The organism is Mycobacterium sp. SM3041 (assembly GCF_039668335.1).
Classification (GTDB): domain Bacteria; phylum Actinomycetota; class Actinomycetes; order Mycobacteriales; family Mycobacteriaceae; genus Mycobacterium.
Map to the genome: position 1 here is coordinate 187,465 of NZ_JAYXBQ010000002.1, position 23,576 is coordinate 211,040.

24 protein-coding genes and 2 pseudogenes are annotated in these 23,576 nt (G+C 64.7%); 10 read left to right on the forward strand and 16 right to left on the reverse strand.

The window, feature by feature from the left end; genetic code table 11:
• The first annotated feature begins 360 nt into the window (after positions 1-360).
• Positions 361-651 carry a WhiB family transcriptional regulator gene (locus VXD91_RS02700; protein WP_029105464.1) on the forward strand — a complete coding sequence of 97 codons (291 nt, stop codon included), beginning with the start codon at positions 361-363 and terminating at the stop codon, positions 649-651.
• An 84-nt stretch (positions 652-735) separates the two neighbouring features.
• Here the strand turns inward: VXD91_RS02700 and VXD91_RS02705 are convergent, their stop codons facing one another.
• Entirely contained in the window at positions 736-2,232 is a 1,497-nt protein-coding gene (locus tag VXD91_RS02705) for a potassium/proton antiporter (RefSeq protein WP_346414584.1), read from the reverse strand.
• Between the two features lie 94 nt (positions 2,233-2,326).
• Here VXD91_RS02705 and VXD91_RS02710 point away from each other — a divergent pair, with 94 nt between their 5' ends.
• A complete protein-coding gene (locus VXD91_RS02710) occupies positions 2,327-2,986 on the forward strand; it encodes a TrkA family potassium uptake protein (protein WP_318986521.1) in 660 nt (219 codons plus the stop codon).
• Here the strand turns inward: VXD91_RS02710 and VXD91_RS02715 are convergent.
• Both VXD91_RS02715 and VXD91_RS02720 read right to left on the reverse strand, forming a co-directional pair.
• On the reverse strand, positions 2,983-3,666 hold the full coding sequence (locus tag VXD91_RS02715) for a hypothetical protein (RefSeq protein WP_346414585.1): 684 nt from the start codon (positions 3,664-3,666) through the stop codon (positions 2,983-2,985). The two genes, VXD91_RS02710 and VXD91_RS02715, sit on opposite strands and share 4 nt — an antisense overlap.
• Positions 3,659-4,132, reverse strand: a complete 474-nt coding sequence (locus VXD91_RS02720; protein WP_346414586.1) for a nuclear transport factor 2 family protein — start codon at positions 4,130-4,132, stop codon at positions 3,659-3,661. Before VXD91_RS02720 ends, VXD91_RS02715 begins: the two co-directional genes overlap by 8 nt.
• A gap of 92 nt (positions 4,133-4,224) precedes the next feature.
• Here VXD91_RS02720 and VXD91_RS02725 point away from each other — a divergent pair, with 92 nt between their 5' ends.
• Positions 4,225-4,842: a TetR family transcriptional regulator gene (locus VXD91_RS02725; RefSeq protein WP_244872783.1), complete on the forward strand. Its 618-nt coding sequence runs from the start codon at positions 4,225-4,227 to the stop codon at positions 4,840-4,842.
• Positions 4,843-4,852: 10 nt separating this feature from the next.
• Positions 4,853-5,296 carry an OsmC family protein gene (locus VXD91_RS02730; RefSeq protein ID WP_346414587.1) on the forward strand — a complete coding sequence of 148 codons (444 nt, stop codon included), beginning with the start codon at positions 4,853-4,855 and terminating at the stop codon, positions 5,294-5,296.
• Positions 5,297-5,302: 6 nt separating this feature from the next.
• On the opposite strand, the pseudogene VXD91_RS02735 reads toward VXD91_RS02730, so the two are convergent.
• Positions 5,303-8,523: pseudogene (locus VXD91_RS02735) on the reverse strand (LuxR C-terminal-related transcriptional regulator).
• A gap of 193 nt (positions 8,524-8,716) precedes the next feature.
• On the opposite strand from VXD91_RS02735, the gene VXD91_RS02740 reads away from it, so the two are divergent.
• On the forward strand, positions 8,717-9,919 hold the full coding sequence (locus VXD91_RS02740; protein WP_346414588.1) for a cytochrome P450: 1,203 nt from the start codon (positions 8,717-8,719) through the stop codon (positions 9,917-9,919).
• On the opposite strand, the gene VXD91_RS02745 is transcribed toward VXD91_RS02740, so the two are convergent.
• The 4 genes from VXD91_RS02745 to VXD91_RS02760 form a co-directional block, all read right to left on the reverse strand.
• Positions 9,916-11,016 (reverse strand): ferritin-like domain-containing protein, encoded by a 1,101-nt coding sequence (locus VXD91_RS02745; protein WP_346414589.1) that lies wholly within the window; start codon positions 11,014-11,016, stop codon positions 9,916-9,918. The two genes, VXD91_RS02740 and VXD91_RS02745, sit on opposite strands and share 4 nt — an antisense overlap.
• A gap of 82 nt (positions 11,017-11,098) precedes the next feature.
• Positions 11,099-11,869, reverse strand: a complete 771-nt coding sequence (locus VXD91_RS02750; RefSeq protein WP_346414590.1) for an enoyl-CoA hydratase — start codon at positions 11,867-11,869, stop codon at positions 11,099-11,101.
• Positions 11,869-13,152, reverse strand: coding sequence for an adenylate/guanylate cyclase domain-containing protein (locus tag VXD91_RS02755; protein WP_346414591.1), 1,284 nt, complete (start codon positions 13,150-13,152; stop codon positions 11,869-11,871). The genes VXD91_RS02750 and VXD91_RS02755 overlap by 1 nt, the downstream gene beginning before the upstream one ends.
• A 38-nt stretch (positions 13,153-13,190) precedes the next feature.
• Positions 13,191-13,565, reverse strand: a complete 375-nt coding sequence (locus VXD91_RS02760) for a group 1 truncated hemoglobin (RefSeq protein ID WP_212806834.1) — start codon at positions 13,563-13,565, stop codon at positions 13,191-13,193.
• A gap of 202 nt (positions 13,566-13,767) precedes the next feature.
• Here VXD91_RS02760 and VXD91_RS02765 point away from each other — a divergent pair, with 202 nt between their 5' ends.
• Genes VXD91_RS02765 through VXD91_RS02775 form a run of 3 tightly spaced genes read left to right on the forward strand, consistent with a single transcriptional unit; the run spans position 13,768 to position 15,925 of the window.
• Complete coding sequence (locus VXD91_RS02765; protein WP_346414592.1) at positions 13,768-13,944, forward strand: hypothetical protein; 177 nt, start codon at positions 13,768-13,770, stop codon at positions 13,942-13,944.
• A 58-nt stretch (positions 13,945-14,002) separates the two neighbouring features.
• Positions 14,003-15,313 (forward strand): carboxylesterase family protein, encoded by a 1,311-nt coding sequence (locus tag VXD91_RS02770; protein ID WP_346414593.1) that lies wholly within the window; start codon positions 14,003-14,005, stop codon positions 15,311-15,313.
• Between the two features lie 48 nt (positions 15,314-15,361).
• On the forward strand, positions 15,362-15,925 hold the full coding sequence (locus VXD91_RS02775; protein WP_346414594.1) for a hypothetical protein: 564 nt from the start codon (positions 15,362-15,364) through the stop codon (positions 15,923-15,925).
• On the opposite strand, the gene VXD91_RS02780 is transcribed toward VXD91_RS02775, so the two are convergent.
• The 3 genes from VXD91_RS02780 to VXD91_RS02790 all read right to left on the reverse strand — a co-directional run bounded on the left by VXD91_RS02780 (position 15,920) and on the right by VXD91_RS02790 (position 17,995).
• The gene (locus VXD91_RS02780) at positions 15,920-16,567 is read right to left on the reverse strand and encodes a hypothetical protein (RefSeq protein ID WP_346414595.1); all 648 of its coding nucleotides are present in this window, start codon (positions 16,565-16,567) and stop codon (positions 15,920-15,922) included. The genes VXD91_RS02775 and VXD91_RS02780 overlap by 6 nt on opposite strands.
• Positions 16,568-16,881: 314 nt before the next feature.
• On the reverse strand, positions 16,882-17,538 hold the full coding sequence (locus VXD91_RS02785; RefSeq protein ID WP_346414596.1) for a hypothetical protein: 657 nt from the start codon (positions 17,536-17,538) through the stop codon (positions 16,882-16,884).
• Between the two features lie 7 nt (positions 17,539-17,545).
• Positions 17,546-17,995 carry a hypothetical protein gene (locus VXD91_RS02790; RefSeq protein WP_346414597.1) on the reverse strand — a complete coding sequence of 150 codons (450 nt, stop codon included), beginning with the start codon at positions 17,993-17,995 and terminating at the stop codon, positions 17,546-17,548.
• 665 nt (positions 17,996-18,660) lie between these two features.
• Between VXD91_RS02790 and VXD91_RS02795 the strand changes: the two genes are divergently transcribed.
• Positions 18,661-19,371, forward strand: coding sequence for a hypothetical protein (locus VXD91_RS02795; protein ID WP_346414598.1), 711 nt, complete (start codon positions 18,661-18,663; stop codon positions 19,369-19,371).
• On the opposite strand, the gene VXD91_RS02800 is transcribed toward VXD91_RS02795, so the two are convergent.
• Together VXD91_RS02800 and VXD91_RS02805 are read right to left on the reverse strand one after the other, a co-directional pair.
• Entirely contained in the window at positions 19,368-19,565 is a 198-nt protein-coding gene (locus VXD91_RS02800; RefSeq protein WP_346414608.1) for a hypothetical protein, read from the reverse strand. The two genes, VXD91_RS02795 and VXD91_RS02800, sit on opposite strands and share 4 nt — an antisense overlap.
• A gap of 114 nt (positions 19,566-19,679) precedes the next feature.
• Positions 19,680-19,850 (reverse strand): annotated as a pseudogene (locus VXD91_RS02805) (DUF2510 domain-containing protein); the annotation flags it as partial.
• 121 nt (positions 19,851-19,971) lie between these two features.
• Here VXD91_RS02805 and VXD91_RS02810 point away from each other — a divergent pair.
• Entirely contained in the window at positions 19,972-20,511 is a 540-nt protein-coding gene (locus VXD91_RS02810; RefSeq protein ID WP_346414599.1) for a hypothetical protein, read from the forward strand.
• Positions 20,512-20,575: 64 nt separating this feature from the next.
• Here VXD91_RS02810 and groL read toward each other — a convergent pair whose 3' ends face one another.
• The 3 genes from groL to VXD91_RS02825 all read right to left on the reverse strand — a co-directional run.
• On the reverse strand, positions 20,576-22,195 hold the full coding sequence (groL, locus tag VXD91_RS02815) for a chaperonin GroEL (protein ID WP_212806839.1): 1,620 nt from the start codon (positions 22,193-22,195) through the stop codon (positions 20,576-20,578).
• A gap of 82 nt (positions 22,196-22,277) precedes the next feature.
• Positions 22,278-22,580 carry a co-chaperone GroES gene (groES, locus tag VXD91_RS02820; protein WP_029367666.1) on the reverse strand — a complete coding sequence of 101 codons (303 nt, stop codon included), beginning with the start codon at positions 22,578-22,580 and terminating at the stop codon, positions 22,278-22,280.
• Positions 22,581-22,788: 208 nt separating this feature from the next.
• Positions 22,789-23,576: universal stress protein (locus VXD91_RS02825; RefSeq protein WP_346414600.1), on the reverse strand; the 788-nt coding region annotated here is incomplete at its 5' end.

Genomic DNA, 23,576 nt, shown 5'->3' on the forward strand with positions numbered 1-23,576 from the left:
TGCGAGTTCGAGAGCTTTGGTTAATAATTAATGCTGGCCGTGTTAACAACATGTCAACGACTTCCAATTCCGCCACATATCGACAAACGTGGCGAACTGTCGCGAACTGCCGAAACAGGTACCTTGCGACAATATCGCCACCACTCGTTTCGTTTCCAAGGCATCGCGCAGATGAACGTGATGTAAATTCTTGACCTGCGCTTATGGGGTTTCGCACAGAGCGTGGCTATTGACGGAATTTGCCGAATCCTTCTACTTTGTGTGCACGAGTTGTCATCGGCGACAAGTTCTCGGGTCATTTGCAGATCAACGCGTATCCACAGATTTCCAAAATGGATGCGCGGGGAGGAGTCGTTCCCAATGCCACAGCCTCAGCAGCTTCCCGGACCCAACGCCGATATGTGGGATTGGCAGATGCACGGCGTTTGCCGTGGCGTCGACTCAGCGGTGTTCTTTCATCCCGATGGCGAGCGCGGCCGGGCTCGGGCCCAGCGCGAAATGCGCGCCAAGGAAATGTGCCGGGCCTGCCCGGTGATCACTCAATGCCGGTCGCACGCCCTGGCCGTCGGCGAACCGTATGGCATCTGGGGCGGGCTCAGCGAAGGCGAGCGCGAACTGTTGCTGAAGCGGGGCATTCGCCGCGCGTCGTAGTCCATCTCCACCGAAAACCGCATCCCAGCAGGCGTTCCCCGAACGTTCGCTGGCATGCGGTTTTCGGCGCAGTAGTCGCAGCCGTCAGTCCGGCTCACCGTATTCATCGAACCAATAGGCAAGTTTCCCGCGGCGGCTCACCGCGCGCAGTCTGCGCTCGGTGGCCTCACGGGTGGTGCTGGTACTGACGATCAGCAGCTCGTCACCAGCTTCCAAGCGCGTGTCCGGCTGCGGCACAAAGGTATTGCCCTTGCGGATGATCAGAGTGATCACGCTCGGGTCGGGCAGCCGCAGTTCCAGCACCGTCACGTTGTGCAGCCGCGACTGCGGCAGCACCGTGAGCGTCAACAGCTCCGCGTCGAGCACGTCCAGCGGCGCCGCTTCCACCTGAATCTCCCGGGTGACATCGCGACGGATCAGTCCGAGCCGGTGCGCGATCGGCTTCAGACTCGGCCCCTGCACGAGCGTGAACACCACCACCAGCACGAACACGATGTTCAGTAGCCGCTGGCTGTCCGGCACTCCGGTGACGATCGGGTAGGTGGCCAGCACGATCGGCACGGCGCCGCGCAATCCGGCCCACGACAGGAAGGCCTGCTCCCGCCAGGGCACCCGGAAGCCGATCAGCGACAACACCACCGACAACGGCCGGGCCAACAGCAGCAGCACCAGGCCGATGACGACGGCCGGCACCAGGTCGTCACCGAGCTGGCTGGGCGTGACCAACAGGCCGAGCAGGACGAACAGCCCGATCTGGGCCAGCCACCCCAGACCCTCGGCGAACGACCGGGTGGCCGCGCGGTGCGGCAGCCCGGAATTCGCGAGCACCAGACCGGTCAGGTAGGCCGCGAGGAACCCGCTGGCGTGCGTGACCCCACAGGCCGCGAAGGCCACCGTGCCCAGCCCGAACGTGGCGAGCGGATACAGCCCTGACGCCGGCAGCGCGATCCGGCGCAGCGTGACGGCACCGAGGTAGCCGCACAGCAGGCCGATCGCCGCGCCGACCGCCAGCTCGTAGACCAGGTCGACCATCCCGTGACCCGGATGGAAGGCCAGCGGCACCACGCTGAACATCAGGACCAGGATGACGGCGGGGGCGTCGTTCAGACCCGACTCGGCTTCCAGCAGACCCGCCAGCCTTCGGGGCAACGGCAGCACCCGCAGCACGGAGAACACCGCGGCGGCGTCTGTCGACGAGACGATGGCGCCCAGCAGCAGCGCCAGCTGCCAGTCCATGCCCAACAGCAGATGCGCGCCTGCCGCGGTGACGGCTGTGCTGACGGCCACGCCGAGGGTGGCCATGACCGCCGCCGGCGCCAAACTCTTGCGGACGTCGCTGAACTTGGTGGTCAGCCCACCCTCGATGAGGATGATCGCCAGCGCCGCGGTCCCCAGGTCCCGGACGAGGGCGACGTCGTCGAACCGCAGCCCGATGCCGTCTTCGCCGACCAGCACACCGAGGCCGAGGAACAGCAGCAGACTGGGCAGGCCGACGCGGGTCGCGAGTCGCGTGGCGACGATGCTCGCCAACAGCACCAGCGCCCCGACGAGCAGCACCCGGTTCAGCTGCTCGAGCGTCATCAATCCCCCATTCCGGTGTGCGGCCGAAGCAAATGTATCTGGGAACTCGCTGCGGGACGCGGTAGGCGACAATGGCTGCGTGAGCACCCGGGGCATGCGCGTGGCGATCGCCGGCGCCGGCGCGGTCGGCCGGTCGGTCGCACAGGAACTCGTCGCAAACGGGCACAAGGTCCTCCTGATCGAGCGCGACATTCGCAAGTACGAGCCGCGCACAGTCCCCGAGGCCGACTGGCTGTGGGCCGACGCCTGCGAGGTGGCCGCGCTCGAGGAATGCGGCATCGAGATGTGCGACGTCGTGATCGCCGCGACCGGTGACGACAAGGCGAACCTCGCCATGGCGCTGTTGGCGAAAACCGAATTCAGTGTGCCGCGGGTCGTCGCGCGCGTGAACAACGTCGCCAACGAGTGGTTGTTCACCGACGACTGGGGTGTCGACGTCGCGGTGTCCACGCCGCACGCGATGGCGGCCGGCGTCGAGGGCGCCATCGACGTCGGCCACCTGGTGCGGCTGATGGGTCTACGTCAGGGCCACGCGAACCTGACGAAATTCACGCTGCCGCCGGACAGCCCACTGATCGGACGCACCATCGGGGACATGACCCTGCCGCCGAACACACTGTTGGTGACGGTGCAGCGCGGCAGCAGGATCATCGTGCCCAAATCCGGGGACCGCTTCGAGGACGGCGACGAATTGCTCTTCGTCGCAGACGAATCCGTCGACGGCGACATCCGCGACCTCATCCACGGCGGTTAGAGCGCGTAGCAATACCTGCTCGTCGGCACCGAGTCGAGGTTGGTGTGGGCGCCGAAGCGCATCACGCTCTCGACCATGAGCGTCATCCGCCGCTGCAGTTCAGCGTCGTCTCCCCCGCTGCCGTAGAACGCGTGCACATCCGTCATGGCCGCCATGTGGAACAGCTCCTCGACGACGGCGTCGACCCGCTCGCTGCCGTGCACCGTCCGCAGGACGCGGTTCTGCACGTAGCCGAACGTGTCCTGGGTGTCGATCGCGACGCTGGTGTGCTGCCCCTGCCAGATCTGTAGCCAGTCGGCCGGGTCGAGGTCAGCCGGGATGCGCAGGAAGCCGAGCTGCGCCAATGCCGTTGTCCGGACCCCGTTTTCCACGACGGGCGGCTCCAGCCGCACCGTCTCCTCGACCTCCCAGCCGGCGCTGCGCTGAGAGATCGCGGCCAGCAGATCGGAGATGGGGTCCGGATCGACGCCGGCGTCGGTCCACACACTGGCCACCGCTGGGACCGGGTTGTCGAAGGTGGTGATGCGCAGCATCGCGGCCTCGACGTCGGCATCGTCGACGTTGATCTGCAATCGGTTCACACCCGCGGCCTGCAACAGCACGTGCAATTGCGTCGAATGCAGGGCGGTGTCCAGACCCGAGCCCCACAGGGCGTAGATGAGCTTCACGCCGTCAGCCATGCTTGGCGGCCATCGGCTGGGCCTGCATGACACCGCCGGCCTGCAGCCACTCGCCGACGACGCGCGGTGCATCCCGGACCGGGTTGTAGACGTCCTCCTCCGAGGAGAACAGGTTGTCCCCCGCGTAGACGAGGCGGGTGATGTTGGGGAAACCGAACACCTTGCCCGGCTCGGTCGGGTGGTCGAGGGCGTTGATGATCTCGGTGACGATCGCGCCGTTCTCCTCATCGATCGCGACCCAGGTGTGCGGGAATCGCATGTGCGGGAACGGCTTCATGACGCCGATGATCCATTCGCGCACCGCCTCGCGACCGTGCATCTCGCCGTAGGCGTGCTCGATGTAGTGGACGTCCTCGGTGAACAGATCGGCGAACGGCGCCCAGTCCCCCGTGCTCGAGCAGACTTCGACGACCTTGGTGTAGTGATCGAGCGCGGCCATCAGCTCGTCGCGGGTGAAGCGTGGCATGTGCGGACCTCCAAGATAACTAGAATCAATTTCAGTTTCGGGACTCTACCGAACAACTAGAATTCGCTCCAGACCCAAAAAGGAGCCACACCTTGGCAAGAATCGCCGAACCCCGCCCGGCCGCCGAGCCCAGCTCCGCCGTGCAGCAACAGCGGCGCGACGCGATCCTCAAGGCCACCGCGGCCCTGGCCGCACAGAAGCCCGCCGACCAGGTCCAGATGAACGAAGTCGCCCGCGCCGCCGGCGTCGCGCTCGGCACGCTGTACCGCTACTTCCCGTCCAAGACCCACTTGTTCGTCGGCCTCATGGCCGACCGGGTGGACCGGATGCAGGAGGGCATCGACCGCCGCAAGGCCCCGGCCGGCACCGCGGCCGACCGCGTGTTCGACGTGCTGTCGCGCGCCACCCGCCCGATGCTGCGCCAACCCCACCTGACCGCCGCCATGCTCAATTCGCTGAACACCGCCGATGCGACGGCCGTGGCCGAGGTGGGGCACATCGACCGCCAGGTCCGCAGCATGCTGCTGACCATCTGCGGCGTGGACGATCCAGGGCCACAAGACATTTCGTTGATGCGACTGGTCCAGCACACCTGGCACGGCATCCTGCAGTCCAGCATGAACGGGCGAATCTCCGCCGACGAGACCGAAGACGAAATCCAACTGGCCTGCCGGTTGATCCTGGCCCCGTTGTCCGAGGCCCCCCGTTAGCCTTGTCGGCATGACAACACCATCGCCCGAAGGCACCGTCACCGTCGTCGAGAGCGGCGCGGGGACCTACACGCAGGAGATCATCGCCGGCGGGCACCGGTTGATCGCCGACGAGCCACGCCCGTTCGGCGACGACGCGGGACCGTCCCCCTATGACCTCCTGCTGTCCGCCCTGGGTGCGTGTACCTCCATGACCATCCGGATGTACGCCGCCAAGAAGGGACTGCCCCTCGAGCAGGTGCGGGTGTCGTTGCGGCACTCGCGGATTCACGCAAAAGACTGCGCCGAGTGCGAGACGCAACAGGGCATGGTCGACCACATCGATCGTGACATCCAGTTGATCGGCGACCTCGACGACGATCAACGGGAGAAGCTGCTGGCCATCGCCGAACGCTGTCCCGTGCACCGGACGCTGACCTCGTCGGTGCACGTGTCGACTTCGTTAAAGGCCTGACCCAGCTCAGGTGTGCCGCGCGGCTTCCTTCGCCAACTGAACCCGCGACTCGAGCCCCAACTTCGCGTACACGTGCGTGAGGTGAGTCTGCACCGTCCGGGGCGACATAAACAGCCGAGCCGCAATATCTTTGTTGGACAAGCCGTCACTGACGTGACGCACGACATCACGCTCGGTCGGAGTGAGTGATTCCCACCCACTCGCTGGCCGCCTGCGGGTGCCGCGACCACGCTGGGCGAACGCAATGGCCTCATCGGCTGATAACGTCGCCCCCTCGTGCCACGCCGACTGAAAGTCGGCGTCGCCGAGCATGTCCCGCGCCGCCGCCTGCGCATCGGAAACCTCGTGGTCGTAGATCTGATAGCGCACAATGCCATTGCGCTGACGCAGCGCGTCTGCCGCACCGAGCAGGCGGGCCGCAAATTGATGTTCGCCGGCGCAGACCGCCAGCTGAGCCAGCCGCTCGACGATGTCCGGCAGCCGGATGAATCCCCGTGTCTGCGCGGCGATCGCCAGGGCTTCGTGGGCGTCGCGCTCGGCCTGTGCCAACTCCCCCTGGGCGATGGCGACGCGCGAACGCGCATGCAGGGCAACCATTTTGTGCCAGCCCGACACCACAGCGACAGTATCGTCAGCCCAGCGTCGGGCGGCGGCGAGTTCACCACATGCCAGCAACGCATCAGCCATCGGATTGAGGCTGCGAATGAAGAGCTCGCGCTGTGGCACGGTGCGCTGCCAACACGTCTCACACGCTGCTCTCGCGGCGGCACCGTCGCCACCTGCCAGTGCAGTGAAGGCGATGACCGTGTAGATGGCATCCTCGGCCCAACCACCCATGGCTGCCGAGGTTTTGAGCGCGACGTCGTTGCACTCCCGCGCCTCGGCGAGGCTGCCTCGAAAAGCGTGAACGTGAGCCAAGCCGATATTGGCGAGACAAACCCTGAAGCGCTCGTCCGGGGCTGATCCCGTCGTCAGCGGGCGATACATTCGCTCAGCCTCGTCGAGCTCACCTAGCGTGAACAGGGTGATGCCGAGCCAGCACCGGATGTTCCATGACATGAACAGGTCTCCCAGCTCACCGGCGAGGCCGAGGCCTTCTTCCGCCGCAGCGCGGCTGCCTGGATCGCCGCCGAATGGGCCCGCAAGCGCCTGAGTGAGCCGGACCTCGCAGAGGATCCGTCGATCGCCGCATTCTTGGGCCAGACGGGCTGCCTCCTCCAGGTACGTTCGGCAGGTCTCCGTCGCCACCACGGTGAGATTGCCGCACGCATTCAGCACGGCGGCAGTAAGTGACGGATCTCCGAGCTGCCGCGCGACCGACAAAGCCGCATCGATCCGCTCCAGACCGACCGGGGCCACTCCCCACAACGCCAGCACCGCGTGGTCAGCCACCGCACGTGCCCAGGTGTGAGGAGCCACGTCGCCCGGCTCGTCGGTCAGCGCTGCGTCGAACCACGCCAGTCCTTCCTGGAATCGCGCCTGTGCCACCCAAAACGGTTGTAGCGCAGACGCCAGCCGTAAGGCGGTCTCGATATCGGCGCATTCGAGGCTCCATGCCAGGGCCGCCCTGAGGTTGTCGAATTCGCCATTGGCCCAGTCGGACACCAGATGTGGTGCAGTGCTTGTCGCCTTCCGGCGTAGTAGTCACGGTGTCGCTCTCGAACCGTCACGGACTCACCGGACTCCCCGAGTTTTTCCAACGCGTACTGCCTCATGGTCTCCAGCATTCGGTACCGCATGACCCCGGCACCGTCGTCGGCGACAACCAGCGACTTGTCCACCAACAGGCCGAGCTGGTCCAGCACCTGGTACTGCTCAACCGAGCTGGTCGCGCATACCGCCTGCGCGGCCTCCAGGTCGAACCCGCCCATGAATACTCCGAGCCGGCGGAACAACATCCGTTCGGGCTCGGTGAGCAGTCCGAACGACCACTCCACCGATGCGCGCAGGGTCTGCTGCCGGCGCACCGCGGTGCGAGCACCGCCGGTCAGCACTCGGAAGCGGTCTTGCAGACCCTCGACGATCTGGCCCAGAGACAGTGCCCGCACCCGAGCCGCGGCAAGCTCGATCGCCAGCGGCATACCGTCGAGCCGGCGGCAGATGTCGTGCACCCGTTCGGCATCGTCGCCGGTCAACCGTAATCCTGGACGGGCTTGCTGGGCACGGTCGAGAAAGAGCTCGACGGCCTCATCCGCCAATCCAAGGGACGGCACCCGCCAAATCACTTCGCCGGCGAGACCGATGGGCTCGCGGCTGGTCGCCAGAATCGTCAGCTGCGGACAGCGCGCAAGCAGTGTCATGGCCAACTCGCCACAGCTGTCCAGCAGGTGCTCGCAATTGTCGAGCAGCAGCAACACACCTCGGTCCGCAACGAATCGGACCATGATGTCGACGATCGAGCGCCCGGGCTGGTCAGGTAGCCCCATGGAGTGCGCGGCGGCGACCGCGACCACCGCCGGGTCGGTGATGGGAGCGAGGTCGACGTACCAGACCCCGTCCGGGAACTTCTCGGTAAGCTGAGACGAAATCTCTACTGCCATACGGGTTTTCCCCGCACCACCTGCCCCGGTGAGCGTCACCAGCCGATGTTCCGTGAGGCTCTCCTGCAGTTGGGCCAGCTGCGCACTGCGACCGATGAACGACGTCAACTGCGCCGGAAGGTTGTGCGCCCGAGCGGGTTTGGCCGTGCGAAGGGGCGGGAAATCGTTGATGAGGTCCGGATGACAGAGCTGCATCACATGTTCGGGACGAGGCAGGTCGCGTACCGAGTGTCGGCCCAGATCGGTCAGCCACACCGCACCCGGCAGGTGGTCGGTGACCAGATCCGCTGTGGTACTGGACAAGATGGACTGTCCACCGTGGGCCAGGTCCCGCAGCCGCGCGGTGCGGTTGATGGTCGGCCCGATGTAATTGGACTCGTCGCGCAACTGCACCTCGCCGGTATGGATACCGATGCGCAGCCGGATCGGGTCGAGCGCCGCCCGTTGCAGATCCAGCGCGCACGCAACGGCGTCACTGGCCCGACCGAAAGCGATGACGAAGCTATCGCCCTCCCCCTGCTCAAGCGGCCGGACACCGTGGTGGGGTTCTACCAGCCGCGCGAGCGTGCGGTCCAAGTTTGCGAAGGCGGCCGTCATGTCGTCTGGCCGCGTCTCCCACAGCCTGGTCGAACCCTCGACGTCGGCAAGCAGCAGCGTGACCGTGCCGGTCGGTATCAGCTCGCCCATAGCCAGGTCTCCGCAGTTCAACAGCGCCGCGTCTGTGTCGATCATGCTAATCAGCCTGCGACCTCGGAAGGACCGGAACATCGACAGAACGGCGTAGAACGCAGCGCCTGGGGGTCGTATACGACCCCCAGGCCGGAGAAGATGCGCGGATACCCCGATGGTTGGCGCCGGTCCGCGGCTGATGCTCGATGCCATGACCATCGATACCTGCCTGCCCACGCTGAACTACCTGCAGTGCCACAACCCGGACGACGCACATCGCGCCATCGCCGCCGCACGTCGACACGGACCGGTGGCGATCGGCCCGTTGGGGCCCGAGATACTCAGCTACGACCTGGCTCGCGCCGTACTACGCGACCCACGCTTCACCGTGGCACACCGTGCCGCCGCAGAATCCCAGGGCATCACCGAAGGTCCACTGTGGCAACGGATCTCCTCGTTGATCCTCTCCATCGACGGCGAACGTCATTACCGGCAACGCCGGCTGGTCGCCAAGGCGTTCACACCCCGCGCCATCGCGCGGTTGCAAGGCCTCGTCCGCGACATCATCACCGACGTCGTCGACCCGCACGTGACTGCCGGCCACTGCGACGTCGTGTCAGACATCGCGCGGCCATTCCCGGTACCGATCATCTGTGCGCTGTTGGGGGCGCCCCGACAGGACTGGGGGCTGTTCTCCGACTGGATTGCCGACATCGGCAAGATTTTCGAATTCAATCTGGCGACCGACGGGCCGTGCGTCCTGCAGGCGTGGCAACAGCTCGACGCTTATCTGGAGCTCATGGTCGCCCATCGCCGTCATGAGCTGACCGATGATGTGATCTCCGACCTCATCCGCGCCGAAGACGACGGAGCAGCACTGGATCACGACGAGTTGCTGGCGCTCGCTGTCGCCCTGCTTGGGGCGGGTACGGACACCACACGCAACCAACTCGGCGCGGCGATCGACGCTTTCTGCGACCATCCCGACCAGTGGGCGCTCCTTCGCACACACCCCGAGTTCGCCGCACAGGCGGTCGACGAGGTAATGCGTTACCGCCCAATCGGATTCAGTCTGTCCCGACTTGCGGCCGAGGACGTCGAACTCGCCGGAGTACCCATTTCGGCGGGCACCCTGGTATTCGTCAACACCGCAGCCGCCAACCGTGATCCAGCGGCGTTCCCCGAACCGGAACGTTTCGACATCACCCGCGAAAACTCGACGGCGACACTCGCTTTCGGCAACGGTGCACATTACTGCCTGGGCTCTCACCTTGCCCGGTTGGAGTTGACGGAGGCATTGACGGTCATGGCCCAGCGGATGCCGAACCTCCGTCGCACCGGTCCGTCCCCGTGGCCGTCGATGCTGGGCGTGACCGGACCCAGCACCCTACCGGTGGCCTTCGACAGTTTCTAGCTCGCCGCCTGAATGACCTGATCCACTTCAGCTGCCCGGACAGCCATTTCGGCGTGTGCCTTGTCGAGCGCCTCGGCCTGATCCTCGTCGGCCTTCATCATCGACTCGATGTCGAAGCCTGCCATGTCCAGCACGCCCATGTCGGCGAAGGCCTGCTGCACCTTGGGACCCCACAGCCCAATGTCCTTGACAATGGGCACGATTCGGCTGAACAGATGCGCGCGGAACTGCTTCATCATGGGCGCGGAGGTATCGACCCACTCGGCACACGCCTTGACGTCGAGCCCGAGGGTCTCGAAAACCTCTTCGCCGCGGAACCGGTCCCGCATCAAGTAACAGGCGTCGACGACGAACTCTTCGCGTTCGCTCCGCTCCGCTTCTGTGATCCCGGAGTAGTAGTCCTTCAACGAGATTCGGCCGAACGCCACATGCCGGGCCTCGTCCTGCATGACGTAGGCCAGCACCTGTTTGGCCAGCGACCCCGGCGCCGCCAGGTCGCGCTGTACCCCGAACGCGGCGAGCGCGAGGCCCTCGATGAGCACCTGCATACCGAGGTAGGGCATGTCCCAGCGCGAATCCCGCAGAGTGTCCTCCAGCAGGAGGTTCAGATTCTTGTTCATCGGGTAGACGAGGCCGACCTTCTCCTGCAGGAACCGCGAGAACGTCTCGACGTGCCTGGCCTCGTCCATGGTCTGCGTGGCCGCGTAGAACTTCGCATCGAGATCGGGGACGACCTCGACGATCTTCGCCGCGCACACCATCGCCCCCTGCTCGCCGTGCAGGAACTGCGAGAACTGCCAGGCTTGCGAGTGGCGCTTCATCTCGGCGCGGCGCCTCTCGTCGGCCGCTTCCCACATCGGGCTGCCGAACAGCGGATGGAACTCGTCGGGCAGGCCGATCGGGTTCATCGGATCGACATCCAGCGACCAGTCGATACGCGACTGGGCGTCCCACTGCTTGTCCTTGCCCTTCTGGTACAGGTTCAGCAGGCGCCCGCGGCCGTCGTCATATTCCCAGGTGAAGCGTGCGTCGCCACCGCTGGCGACGTCCCAGGAGTACGGCGTGGGCACTTCCGTGTACTTGTCCTTCGTGGTCACGAGCGGCCGCCTCTCTGCCCCGATGTGTCCGGATAGAAATATGACTCACATCACAGTGCGCCGCGGGCGGCCGAGCCGTCAACTACTTGGTTGGGCGTTTCTCGATGAACGCCAGCACGCCCTCGAGTGCGCTCGGGTCCATCATGTTGCAGGCCATCGTCGCGCCGGCGTCCGCGTAGGCGGCCTCGATGCCGACTTCGAGCTGGCGGTAGAACAACGACTTGCCCATCGCGACGGCGACGGCAGGCTTGGCGACGATGCTCGCGACGATCGCTTCCACTTCGTCGTCGAGCGCTTCCGGCGCCGCCACCCGGTTGACCAGTCCGAGGGCTTTGGCTTCGTCGGCCGCGATGAACTCCCCGGTCACCAGCATCTCGAAGGCGGCTTTGCGCGGGACGTTGCGCGACAACGCGACTCCCGGTGTGGCACAGAACAATCCGACGTTGATGCCACTGACGGCGAAGCGGGCATCATGGCTCGCCACCGCGAGATCGCACATCGCGACGAGCTGACAGCCGGCCGCCGTAGCCAGGCCCTGAACCCGCGCGATCACCGGGACCGGCAACCGCTGGATCGCCATCATCACCGCGGTGCACTGGGCGAACAGTTCCTGGTAGTACTCGAGTGACGGCTCGGCGCGCATTTCCTTGAGGTCGTGGCCGGCGCAGAAAGCCCGGCTGGATGCCCCGAGGACGACGGCCCGCACCGTCGCATCGTCCGTGATCGCGGCGAACGCCTCCCCCAGTTCCGTGAGCATCGCCTCGGACAGGGCGTTGAAGGCCTGCGGCCGGTTCAGCGTCAGCGTCACGACGCCGCGGTCATCGCGGTCGCGCCGCAGCAGCGGTTCACTCATCACCGAGCGCCCTCCAAGAAGTACGTCGTCATGCGTCCCTTGCCCTTGACCTCGACCACCTGCGGGTCGCTGAATGCGTAGCGGTGCGCCAGCAGCGCGTGCGTGGACGCGGACACCTGGATACGGTGCGGGCGGCCACTGGATTCCATGCGGCTCGCGGTGTTCACGGTGTCGCCCCACAGGTCGTAGATGAACTTGCGCTGCCCGATCACGCCCGCGACCACCGGACCCGACGAGATGCCGATCCGCATCGAGATCGGACTCGGCCAACTCGATGACAGGCCGGTGACGGTGCGCTGCATGTCGAGGGCCAGTTCGGCCATCGAGGCAGCGTGGTCCGCGTCGGGATTGGGCAGGCCGGCCACCGCCATGTAGGCGTCACCGACCGTCTTGATCTTCTCGATGCCACGCCGGTCGCAGAGCTCGTCGAAGGCACGGAACATCGTGTCCAGCAACTGCACCAGCTCCTCCGGTGTCAGCGTCTCGGACAGAGGGGTGAAGCCCACGATGTCCGAGAACAACACGCTGACGCTGGGCGCCGAGTCGGCGATGGTCAGCGCGCCGTCGCGCAGCCGGTCCGCGATCGGTGCTGGCAGCACGTTGTAGAGAATCTCCTCGGTTCGGGCCCGCTCTCGTTCGACTTCACGCTGCCGCAGGAAGTCGATGCGCCGCAGCCGCTCCAGCGCATAGGCGATCAGCACGCTGATCGCGGCCAGTCCCGCGATCTGCGGTGCCATCGTGCCGAGCTCGTTCAGGTTCCCCCGGGCGTTCGGCAGTTCCAGGCACACCACGACGAACACCACCGTGTTGGCCAGGGCGGCGTGCATCCGCAGCCGCAGTAGACCGACGGCGCCCAGCAGCGTGACGGTGGCCGAGGTCATCAGGTACTGGGTCGGGAAATCGCCGATGCCGGCAAGCACCGGGACGAGCAGCACCTGGACGATCGTCAGCTGCACGACAGCGGCGACCTGCAGACGGTCCTGGAGCGTTCGAACCCGGCGGATCGCCACGATGCCGAGCAGGAAGATGGCGATGGTGACCACGCGGACGATCAGCGCGCCGGGGACGAAACCGTGCAGGACAAGGAAATCCACACCCGCGTACACGACGGTGAACAGGACGCCGACCACCTGTGCGAAGGTCGCCGCCCGCAGGCCGTTCGCGTCGTCGTGTGCCCGGAACTCGCGTTCGGGGTCGGCGTCGTCGAACTCCAGCATCCACTTGCGCATATGAAGCTGGGCATGCCGCTCCTGCACCCAGCACCGCACCGCTTGCGCATCCACAGGGCGAAACTAGCGGAGACCCGGGTCGACCGGGACCGCTATTCGACGATGTCGTCGCGGTAGCGCTCGAAAAGCGCCAGGAACTCCGCTCTTTCGGCGTCCGGCACACCGTTCTTGAGCAGTGCGGCGTCAGCGTGCTTCATGTTGGCTTCCCATTCCGCGGCGGAGATCGCCAGTCCCGCATGGGAGGTCAACATGTCACGCCCGATGTAGTAACACGGCCCGCCGGTCAGCTCACCCATCTGATCGACGAGCAGCTGCCGCGCCCGCATGTGCGAATCGGTGCTGCGGCCCGACCCGAAACGAGCGAAGGCCGGGTCCGCTCGCAACAAGGCGAACATGTCGTCGATGATGGCCGCGATCACGTCATAGCCACCCAGCCGGCGGTACAGCGATGGCGTCGTCTCGGTCATGATGCCCTCCTCTGACCCAAGCATCGCGCCGGCGGTGAGGACGGTGCAGGCAAATCGCAGATATTCCCTGTACGGCTACCGCGTCCGTCACAAAAGACTTAATTCTGCCAACCGTGCATCAAATCCTGCCGATCGGAATGGTACTGCCGCACAACCGGTTTCAACCATCAGAGCACCACAACAACCGAAAAAGGGGTTCAAAATGAAGAAGTTCGGCTTTGCCACTCTGATCGCATCCAGCATGACCGCCGCCGTCCTGGGTCTGGCCGTCCCCGCGCAGGCCACCACCGGAACCCCGATCGGTCCCCACTACAGCGTCGACAACCACGACAACACCAACACCAACACCAGCAACGGTTTCGTCGACCAGGCCTTCTGACCGCCCGACCAAGGACCCCCGATCCGCGCGGATCGGGGGTCCTTCATATTGTGAGCCGATGGCGGCCACGCGCATCGACATCGGCGGCACCACCCTGCAGGCGATCGAAAACGACGGCGTGGTGGTCGCCCGCGGCATTCCCTATGCCCGCGCCGACCGGTTCGCCGCCCCGGAACCCGTCACGTTCGGACGAGAAGTGATCGATGCCACCGAGCGTGGCCCTGCGTGCCCTCAACTGCCATCCCGTCTGCAGTCCGTCACGGGCGCCTTCGTCGACGACCTAACCAAGAGTGAGCAGTGCCAAGTGCTCACCGTCACCGCTCCGGCGGATGCCGAAAGTCTGCCGGTGATGGTGTGGTTTCACGGCGGGGCCTACGTATCGGGTGGTGGCGAATCCCCGAAGTACGACGCTCAGACGCTGGCGGCCGAGGGACAAGTCGTAGTGGTGACGGTCACCTACCGCCTCGGCATCTTCGGCTACCTGAACATCCATGACCCGGCGACGCAGAACCTCGGCCTGCGTGACCAGATCTGCGCTCTGCAATGGGTTCGCGACAACATCTCGGCGTTCGGCGGCGATCCCCAGCGCGTGACGGTGTTCGGCCAATCCGCTGGCGGAGATTCTGTGATGTCGCTGATGCTGTGCCCGGAGACAGCGGGACTCTTCACCCGGGCCATCCTGCAGAGCGCACCGCTCGGCCTGCCGCGCGAGCGCTCGGCGATGGCCGCCGCGATGCGCAAGGCCGCGCTGGTGTCGTTGGCGGGCGTGCCGGCCATGGAAGCCGACATTGAGCAGCTGCTCGCTGCACAGGTTGCCGCGTTGACAGCCGCTCAGCCGTTCGGGCGGGTCGCCATGATGGCCTACGCACCGATTCTCGGTCACGCACCGCTGGTCTCCGCCGAACAATTCGAGTCGCAGATCGCCGACGCGGCTAGGCGTGTCGAGATCCTGGTCGGCTACACCCGTGACGACGGCCGGCCCTTTGTGTCGATGGACCCGCGCGGCGCCCGCGTCCAGCGGTTCGGGCCGCTCGGCGCCGTACTCACGACGCTGATCGGATGCAACATGACGCGCACCGAGTTCGGCAGGCCGGCAAGCGATCTCGCCCGTGGCTGGGAGCGAGCGGGTGGACGAGCAGCGACCTTCCGCATCGACTGGGCACCACCGCGAGCTCCGCTGGGCGCCTGCCACTGCATCGAGCTGCCGCTACTCCTGGGTGCAGTTGGCGCGTGGCGTGACGCACCGATGCTCGGCCCCGAGCCGCGCACCGTCGACGAAGGCCTCGGGCGTGAGATGCGTTCGGTCTGGGCGGGTTTCGCGCATGACGGCTTCGCGGCGCTCGGGCAGCGACAACTCGTCATCGGGTAAAACGAAGCACCCCGGCCCATCGGACCCCGGTGCCGGATTGCAGCTGCGATGCCGAAGCAAGAGTTGGAGATGCGCGCGATCAGCGCGGGGCCCAGAATGACCTGCCCGAACTTGTCCGCCGAACTGACCGACATCACGGCCGAGCTAGTCGACGGGACTGGCCTCATCGACTCTCCGGCACACAGGCCGGGCACCCCGCAGCGAGCGGCACTCGATGCCCGCATTGCCGGCCTCGCAGCCCGTCAGGAGGCCCTGTCAGCTGAGGCAGTCAAGCCTTCTGGCTGGGTGTGGAGCGGCACCGGAGAGCAGTTCTTGGCTTGGTGGGATAGGCAGGACGTGACCGCACGCAATACGGGGCTGCGGTCGACGGGAGTCCAGCTCAGTTGGAACTGCAAAGACCGCGAGATAGAGCTAGGCGAAGTATTCCAGATGGCCGACGAACTCAAAGCCGTCGGCGGTCTAGCCAACCTAAACGCGTCGCTGACCACGATGAAAGACAATGGAATTCAACGAATCGAGTTCGATCGGAACCTTGAGGTTATTCGGGCAATCGGAGTAGGCCAACAACCTACAACGGCCGAGAACCCCGGCTTCATTTTGCCTAACTCATAACTTGTGGACGGCTTCTCTGCACTCATTTATGAACACCGTCCGTTTCTCCAAATGCCAATCTTTGTCGCTCGAATGTGCCAATCGGATCGCGGGTATCAAAATCTCCCAGACGTCTTCAACCATTCGCGGGCCGACCTCTGGTTCGGGAAGCGCAGACAGCACCTCATCGTCATATTCGCTGGTGCGGATGACGCTAAAGGATAGGTTTTCGTTCAGAACTATCTCGAAGAATCCTTCAGGCTTGCCGGAATACGAGACGCTAAACTTGGCCGGGCCGAAAACGGAGTTTCCCTTCGCGATCAAGGCAAGGATGTCGGCCCGGTAAATGCTCGCGCCCTTTGAAAAACTGGACCGCCATATCGGCCCGTTCCTAGATGACATTCGACCGATTTCTGAAAGCTTCATCTCAGGCGACAGCTCGCGCTCGTGCGCGTCTTTGTAGAGAAGCCAGAGGAAGATGTCAGGGTCCAACTCGTCAGTATTAGCGTAGTCGGTCGCCATGCCGGTACCGCCGCCGGCTGCGGAAATAAGCTTGTCGAGCGCCGGTTTCACGACGGTCTTCAGTTCCGCCGCGTTGGTGGTCGAAGCTAGAACCGTCATCGACGTCCCGTCGGCACCGTCACCCATGAAGAGCATGTCCACGCCGTGACGTTCGTAGTATTTAGTCCGGTCTCCGGTCCCCATAGCACGTCGGAGAGCGGAGTTGGGAAGCTCGAAGTAATACCGCATCCGGAGGATATCGCGATCGCGGTGGTCCTTCGTAGCCTTTGGCACCGACGAAGTGAACCTATTACCCACAACTTCCCGTTGCGCGTGGGACGGCTCGTCCCACAAACTTCCCCATCCCGCCGACTGCTCTTCGTCATTCGGTACGTACGGGAGCGCATTTTTCGACAGCTCAACGAGCGAAAGGCCTGTTTGCAACGCCAGAGCGCTCACATTCAGCGGCCCCTTAGTTAGGATTCCCACTGCCTTCCCTCCAAAACGAAACGCTCGATTCCTGAACTGACCCGAGCAATCTTAAACGGAAGCTTCCAGAGCTTTGGCTCCCAATGCGCCTGAACCTTCACATCAAGTTCATGAGTGACTTGCAGAGCTGCTTGCCGCCGCAAGCTGAAGTTGGCATAGCAGGTGGTGACGTCACTTTCAAGGCGCACGCCGTCAAAGATGAGTCTGTCGGAGCCGCACCTGAAACCTTGACTACTACCCTGGTTGTTCATCGTCACTAGCCCTGCCGGATGCAACGTAACCTCGATCTTGAATCTCCCACGTCGTGATTGACTGAGAAGATAGCGCTGCAGAAGGGTGTTTCCAACAACTTTGAGCTGAAGATTCAAGATCTGCTTGCTCGCACGAATCGGCACCTCACCGGAGAGCTCACGATCGTTGCTCGACAAGCGCCATTCGAGCCGAACGGTGGGCGCACCTAGAACCAATTCCGAGAACAACATCACGGCGGTGCAACTAGTCGCTGCGTCAACGAGGATCTTTACTAACTCGCCACCCCAGTAGTCCTTAGGAATCAGCCCCCATTTTCCGATGACACCGAACACCGCTAGGGCTGCAAATATCTTCCCAGCCTCGACACTCTTGTCCCGTATGAACGAGTTCATGCTATGGCTAGATCGCCTGATTCAGGCCGGCCGCGAGAAACTCGATCTCATCCGCATCTGCGTGAACAACGCCCTCTTGACCAAGAGTAACAACGTTTCCCGTCCTGGTGTTTCTCAGTTTCACGTCACTGACGAACAGATCGGCGAGAAAATCGTGCTTGAACTCTCTAGCGGCATCGAGATTTGTCGATATCAACGCGCGAAACGCCGGTTCAAGCTCCGCTGCAATTTCGTCATCCACTTCCGAGAAGTACCGATCGACCAACGACACTCCGAGTACGCGGAAACCAGCGTGCGAGAGGCTGGACGCAAACTCGATTAGTTGATCGGACCCGACGTCGACGGCGCGTACACCCTCGCGCTCCAGTTCGTCTAGCGCCTTACCCTCCGGATTCGGCCTCGGCTCGATGCGCGGCGACGAGCTGTCATCTGCGAACACCAACTGGAGGACGGTCATGACCTCATACTCCCCCCTAGGTGTGACAAAACAGCGTCAGCATCCAAGCTTAGGCCGTGGCCTATCTGCCTACCAGGCAGCGCGTCGGTCACGCACCGTTTTCGTTCATTGACCAGGGGAACAGGCGTGTAAACGGCCGAGCACAGGGCGGCTCCCGGTCTGGCTAACCGCTCCCGAAGCCGATCTGCGATAGAGCGGCCAGGCTGCTCCGGCCGACCAGAGCTCATACCCCCAGGGTGTCCCGGCCCGCATTAGCCGCGTCCGTGTCGGGCAGCAGCACCAATGCGACCGATGTCGCCGCGAGTGAGCCTCTCATCGGAATCGGCCACCCGAATCGGCTTCTGGTAGGACAGGTATATCGCCTGAGCGCGCTGCAAGTCGGCAGCCTCCGGCAGTGAAGCCGGTTGACCGTTGTAGCCCGTCACCCGGGTGTCCGCACCTGCCTTCCGAATCAGCCCCGGCAGACTTGATTCGCACCGAACTTGGGCGGTCTCAGGCTTGATTGCGGCCATACTCAGTCCATGCGGTGAAACGCCCGGGGACGCTCACTGCGCATTCATCACAAGTACGTCGGAGGTACCCGCTTGTCGGACCAGACACACCAAGAAGACCCACCGGAGGCGCCCTCCCGACGTTCTCGCGGAGTAAGGACAATCGGCTCCGACATGTCCCTCTCTGGATTCTCGATAACACCAGAAGGACCTCAAATAACCCTCGCGCTTCGGACCGACATGTGGCGGTTCTGGCTAGCCGATGCAATCGACGCAGCAGCAACGGCACTCGCCGCATCCGGCGAGATTCCCGAGCTCTACAAACAGTTTGAGGCCGGAGACTTAGCCGAAGATGCGCTTGACGAGGTGGTTGTGCGAGAGCTCATAGCATCCCTGCGCGCAATCTCCGCCGCCGCGTTCGCCATCGATGCTTTCTATGCGAGCATCAAGTCACGGTCACCCGAACACCCCGATCAAGCGGCATGGTCCAAGAAACGGACCGCTCGCTATATCCAAGTCAGCGAGACAATCACGCGGCACTTGAAGATCAACGACTCGACGATAAAGACCCGGATCCGAACGAACATTCAGGCGGTCTTTGAGTATCGAGACAAGGCAGTACACCCGCCGTCGGAGTTCTACGAAGCCGTGTACCGGAGCGATCTGAACGTCGGCCTAGACCGCGCTTTTGTGATGTTCCGAGCCGAGAACGCCGTAAGCGCGATGGGCACTGCCGTCGACCTACTCGACTACTGCGTGGCACGCATGAACGATGGTTCACCGGAACTAGCGGCATATCAGCAAGGGGCACGCAAGAATATGGATGTGCTCCTAGAGAAGTACGATGCGGCCGGCGTATTCCCTCACTACGAGCGCGCCACTTAGCGGTCGAACATGTGCGTGATCTCGTCGCGCTTTTTGTTCATCTGGTCCTCGATGTAGAAACCGTTGCCCAGCGCTAGCACCAGAACCAGAGCTGCGCCGACACGTGCCCATTTCGGGGCACCCATGATGAACGCGACGGCCACACTGCCGGCGACCAACGCGACACCCATCCACACGAGGCCCGAGCCGGACATCAAGCTAACCGACTGCATCGACATGACAAGCCCGACAGCGGCGAGCACACAAACGCCCGCAGCGACAGCAGCACTCTTGCCGTTGGCCGCACTGGCCGGAGGCGGCGCGGGCGGTGCTGCAGGAACAGGCGGCGCGCTCCACTCGGTCCCGTTCCAATAACGCATCCCGGCGGGATTAGACGGGTCTGTATACCAGCCAGGGGAACGAGGAGAAGCACTCACAATCCGGACGCTAGCAGCAACCCCACAGCGAGCAAGCTGCTTCGGCGAGCCAAATTGACGCATCGATCAGGCGGCCAGAGCTAGGTGACAACCGAGTTGCTCAAAACTGTTGCAGGGCAGTTGATCTAGTTACTTGTCAAATGTCTAGGCTGCGTCGGATACCAAGCGAATCTTGATAACCGGCATGGCGGAACAGAAGACAGATGTGCGAGCACTAGCGTGGCTAGCAGCTTCGATCGACGAAGAGCGGCCCGACGAGATCGTGTGCATCGAGGGATCAGCCACCCTGCTAGACCACCTCCGGGAAGCATTCGATGGACCCATCGGGGTCCACGGCGGACATTTCGAAGTACGCCACCGCGTGACCAAGCTGCCTGCCTTCCATGACATCGCTCCGGGCTGGATTAGCACGGGCACCGATACCGAGAACGAGGGCGGTCAGGTACCCGGCAATACGGCGCTGCGTTCGGCACGCTGGCACGGCAAGTCGGTGGTAATGGGCCACACTCACCGGCTCGGAATCGTGTCCGAGACCCACGGCTACGGAGGCACGATCACGAGGACACTCACTGGTATAGAAGTTGGCCACCTGGTCGACCTGAAAACGGCACCGACCGCCGACCGAATTCGGCAACAGGGATGCGATGTGCTGACTGTCGAGGGGCAACACGTGAGGACAGAGCCCGTCCCTACTGTGGCGGCCAGAAGAACCGTCGCCCGGTAAGGATCATCCGTTCAACGAAAACGCCCCCGGCCCAACAGGACCGGGGGCGTTTCGTTGCAACTACCTAGTGGGCGTGACCGTGGTGGCCGTGCCCGTGGTCGGCTTCCTCGGCCGGCTTGTCCACGACGGCCGTCTCGGTCGTCAGGATCATCCGGGCCACCGAGGCGGCGTTGAGCACCGCGGACCGGGTCACCTTGGCCGGGTCGACGACGCCGTCGGCCAGCAGGTCACCGTAGGTCAGGGTGGCGGCGTTGAAGCCGTGCCCGGCGGGCAGCTCGGCCACCTTGTTCACCACGACGGGGCCATCGAGGCCGGCGTTGGTGGCGATCCAGTACAGCGGGGCCGACAGCGCCGAGGAGAAGACCTCGAGGCCGATCAGCTCGTCGCCGGTCAGCGAGCCACGCAGGCCCTCCAGCGCGGCACGAGCCTGGACCAGAGCGGCGCCACCACCGGTGACGATGCCCTCTTCCACCGCGGCCTTGGCGGCGGCGACGGCGTCCTCGACGGCTTCCTTGCGCTTCTTCAGGTCGGTCTCGGTGGCCGCGCCGACCTTGATGACGGCCACGCCGCCGGCCAGCTTGGCGAGGCGCTCTTCGAGCTTCTCGCGGTCCCAATCCGAGTCCGAGGCCTCGATCTCGCTGCGCAGCTGCGCCTTGCGACCGTCGATGGCCTCGGCGGTGCCGCCGCCGTCGACGATCACGGTGCTGTCCTTGGTGACGACGACGCGACGGGCGGTGCCCAGCACGTCGAGGCCTGCCTCACGGAGCGTCAGGCCCACATCGGGGTTGACGACCTGGCCACCGGTGACGACGGCGAGGTCCTCCAGGAACGCCTTGCGACGGTCACCGAAGAACGGCGCCTTGACCGCGACGGCCTTGAGGGTCTTGCGGATGGCGTTGACGACCAGGGTCGACAGGGCCTCGCCCTCGATGTCCTCGGCGACGATCAGCAGCGGCTTGCCGGCCTGGGCAACCTTCTCCAGCAGCGGCAGCAGGTCGGGCAGCGAGCTGATCTTGTCGCGGTGCAGCAGCACCAGCGCGTCCTCGAGGACGGCTTCCTGTGAGTCGAAGTCGGTGACGAAGTACGCCGACAGGAAGCCCTTGTCGAAGCCGACGCCCTCGGTCACCTCGAGTTCGGTGTTGAGGGTGGAGGACTCCTCGACGGTGACGACGCCGTCGGCGCCGACGCGGGTCATGGCCTCACCGACCAGCTCACCGATCAGTTCGTCGCGCGACGACACGGTCGCGACCTGGGCGATGGCGGTCTTGTCGGACACCGGCTTGGCCGCGGCCAGCAGGGCCTCGGACACCGCGTCGGCGGCCTTCGAGATGCCCGCGCCGAGCGCGATCGGGTTGGCACCGGCCGCGACGTTGCGCAGGCCGGCCTTCACGATGGCCTGGGCCAGCACGGTGGCGGTGGTGGTGCCGTCGCCGGCAACGTCGTTGGTCTTGGTCGCGACGGACTTGACCAGCTGGGCGCCGAGGTTCTCGAACGGGTCTTCCAGGTCGATGTCGCGGGCGATGGTGACGCCGTCGTTGGTGACCTGCGGGCCACCGAAGGCCTTGGCCAGCACGACGTTGCGGCCACGCGGGCCGATGGTGACGCGGACCGCGTCAGCGAGCTTGTCGACACCGGCTTCCATGGCCCGGCGCGCAGCTTCGTTGAATTCAATCTGCTTGCTCATAAGAGCCTTTCGCTGAGACGCATACCGCCCCGGACATCACCCGCACAGACATGCGGGGACGACCGGGGCGGGACACGAATGCTTACTTGGAGACGACAGCCAGCACGTCGCGGGCCGACAGGATCAGGTACTCCTCGCCGTTGTACTTGATCTCGGTGCCGCCGTACTTGCTGTAGATGACGGTGTCGCCCTCGGCAACGTCCAGGGGGATCCGCTTCTCGCCGTCCTCATCCCAGCGGCCGGGGCCAACTGCGACGACGGTGCCTTCCTGCGGCTTTTCCTTGGCGGTGTCAGGGATGACCAGACCGGAAGCGGTCGTGGTCTCGGCCTCGTTGGCCTGAACGAGGATCTTGTCCTCGAGTGGCTTGATGTTGACTGCCACGATGGAAGCCCTCCACTTGGTTGGTATGTCGATCCAGGGCCAATCCCCGGATGCCAGGTTGTTCGGCAAGCGTCCTGACCGCACACCGTCGTCGCGGGTGCCGGAGCGCGGTTGGCCGCGTGCCACCTAGCACTCTATACACGCGAGTGCTAGCGCTCAAGGGTGGGGCAGTGCCGGATTCGACGAACTCGCTGTCGGCAGAAACAGCGCCCTACTCAGCGGCCGGCGAAGTGTTGACCAGGAGCAGGTTGGACGTCGCCCGATGAGTGATGGTGTTGGCCGTCGACCCGAGGACCCGGGCGAAACCCGCCATGCCGCGGTTTCCGATCACGATGACGTCATATTCAGCGGCCGCGAGCACGTCGGCGGGGTCGCCGGCCAGCGCGAGCCGCTCCAGTGAGCCGGTGATTCCCAGCAGGCTTTCGACGTCGTTCAGCGTCTCCTCGGCCGCAGCGATGTCAGCGGCAACCGTGACCAGGATCGGCCGGGCGCCGAGTGCGGCCGCCAGGTCGTATCCGGCACGCACCGCGCGCACCGAGGTGTCGGAGCCGTCGGTGGCCAGGGCGATCGTCCCTACCGCCGCGAGCGGCTCACGCACGAACAGCACGTCGACGGGGCTGTGGTGCGACAGTTCGTTCGAGGTACTCCCCCACAGCCGGCTGGACGTGTGGCCGAGCCCCGCGGCCCCGACCACGATCAGCGGCCGCTCGGCCTGCGCCGCGGCGTCGACGAGCGCGTCGAACGCACTGCCTTTCACCGGAATCTTGTCGATCGTCGTGACGCCCAGCGCGGTGAGATCGACGTCGGCGCCCTCGGCCGTCAGATCGGCCCACGGCTCCTCCCGGCCGCCAGGGACCGAAACGCTGGGCTTCCACGCGGTGACGACGGTGACCGGCGCACCGAGGCCGGCCGCCACCACCCCGGCGACGGTGACCGCGTCGGTCGCCTCGTCGGACCCGTCGGTGCCGACGACGATTCTGGAATAGGACGCCATGGCGG

Excerpts from the sequence above, each read along its gene's own strand:
- VXD91_RS02700 (WP_029105464.1), top strand. The coding sequence starts at position 361 with ATGCCACAGCCTCAGCAGCTTCCCGGACCCAACGCCGATATGTGGGAT.
- VXD91_RS02705 (WP_346414584.1), bottom strand. The coding sequence starts at position 2,232 with ATGACGCTCGAGCAGCTGAACCGGGTGCTGCTCGTCGGGGCGCTGGTG.
- VXD91_RS02710 (WP_318986521.1), top strand. The coding sequence starts at position 2,327 with ATGCGCGTGGCGATCGCCGGCGCCGGCGCGGTCGGCCGGTCGGTCGCA.
- VXD91_RS02715 (WP_346414585.1), bottom strand. The coding sequence starts at position 3,666 with ATGGCTGACGGCGTGAAGCTCATCTACGCCCTGTGGGGCTCGGGTCTG.
- VXD91_RS02720 (WP_346414586.1), bottom strand. The coding sequence starts at position 4,132 with ATGCCACGCTTCACCCGCGACGAGCTGATGGCCGCGCTCGATCACTAC.
- VXD91_RS02730 (WP_346414587.1), top strand. The coding sequence starts at position 4,853 with ATGACAACACCATCGCCCGAAGGCACCGTCACCGTCGTCGAGAGCGGC.
- VXD91_RS02740 (WP_346414588.1), top strand. The coding sequence starts at position 8,717 with ATGACCATCGATACCTGCCTGCCCACGCTGAACTACCTGCAGTGCCAC.
- VXD91_RS02750 (WP_346414590.1), bottom strand. The coding sequence starts at position 11,869 with ATGAGTGAACCGCTGCTGCGGCGCGACCGCGATGACCGCGGCGTCGTG.
- VXD91_RS02760 (WP_212806834.1), bottom strand. The coding sequence starts at position 13,565 with ATGACCGAGACGACGCCATCGCTGTACCGCCGGCTGGGTGGCTATGAC.
- VXD91_RS02765 (WP_346414592.1), top strand. The coding sequence starts at position 13,768 with ATGAAGAAGTTCGGCTTTGCCACTCTGATCGCATCCAGCATGACCGCC.
- VXD91_RS02770 (WP_346414593.1), top strand. The coding sequence starts at position 14,003 with ATGGCGGCCACGCGCATCGACATCGGCGGCACCACCCTGCAGGCGATC.
- VXD91_RS02775 (WP_346414594.1), top strand. The coding sequence starts at position 15,362 with ATGCCGAAGCAAGAGTTGGAGATGCGCGCGATCAGCGCGGGGCCCAGA.
- VXD91_RS02785 (WP_346414596.1), bottom strand. The coding sequence starts at position 17,538 with ATGAACTCGTTCATACGGGACAAGAGTGTCGAGGCTGGGAAGATATTT.
- VXD91_RS02790 (WP_346414597.1), bottom strand. The coding sequence starts at position 17,995 with ATGACCGTCCTCCAGTTGGTGTTCGCAGATGACAGCTCGTCGCCGCGC.
- VXD91_RS02795 (WP_346414598.1), top strand. The coding sequence starts at position 18,661 with ATGTCCCTCTCTGGATTCTCGATAACACCAGAAGGACCTCAAATAACC.
- VXD91_RS02800 (WP_346414608.1), bottom strand. The coding sequence starts at position 19,565 with ATGTCCGGCTCGGGCCTCGTGTGGATGGGTGTCGCGTTGGTCGCCGGC.
- VXD91_RS02810 (WP_346414599.1), top strand. The coding sequence starts at position 19,972 with ATGGCGGAACAGAAGACAGATGTGCGAGCACTAGCGTGGCTAGCAGCT.
- groL (WP_212806839.1), bottom strand. The coding sequence starts at position 22,195 with ATGAGCAAGCAGATTGAATTCAACGAAGCTGCGCGCCGGGCCATGGAA.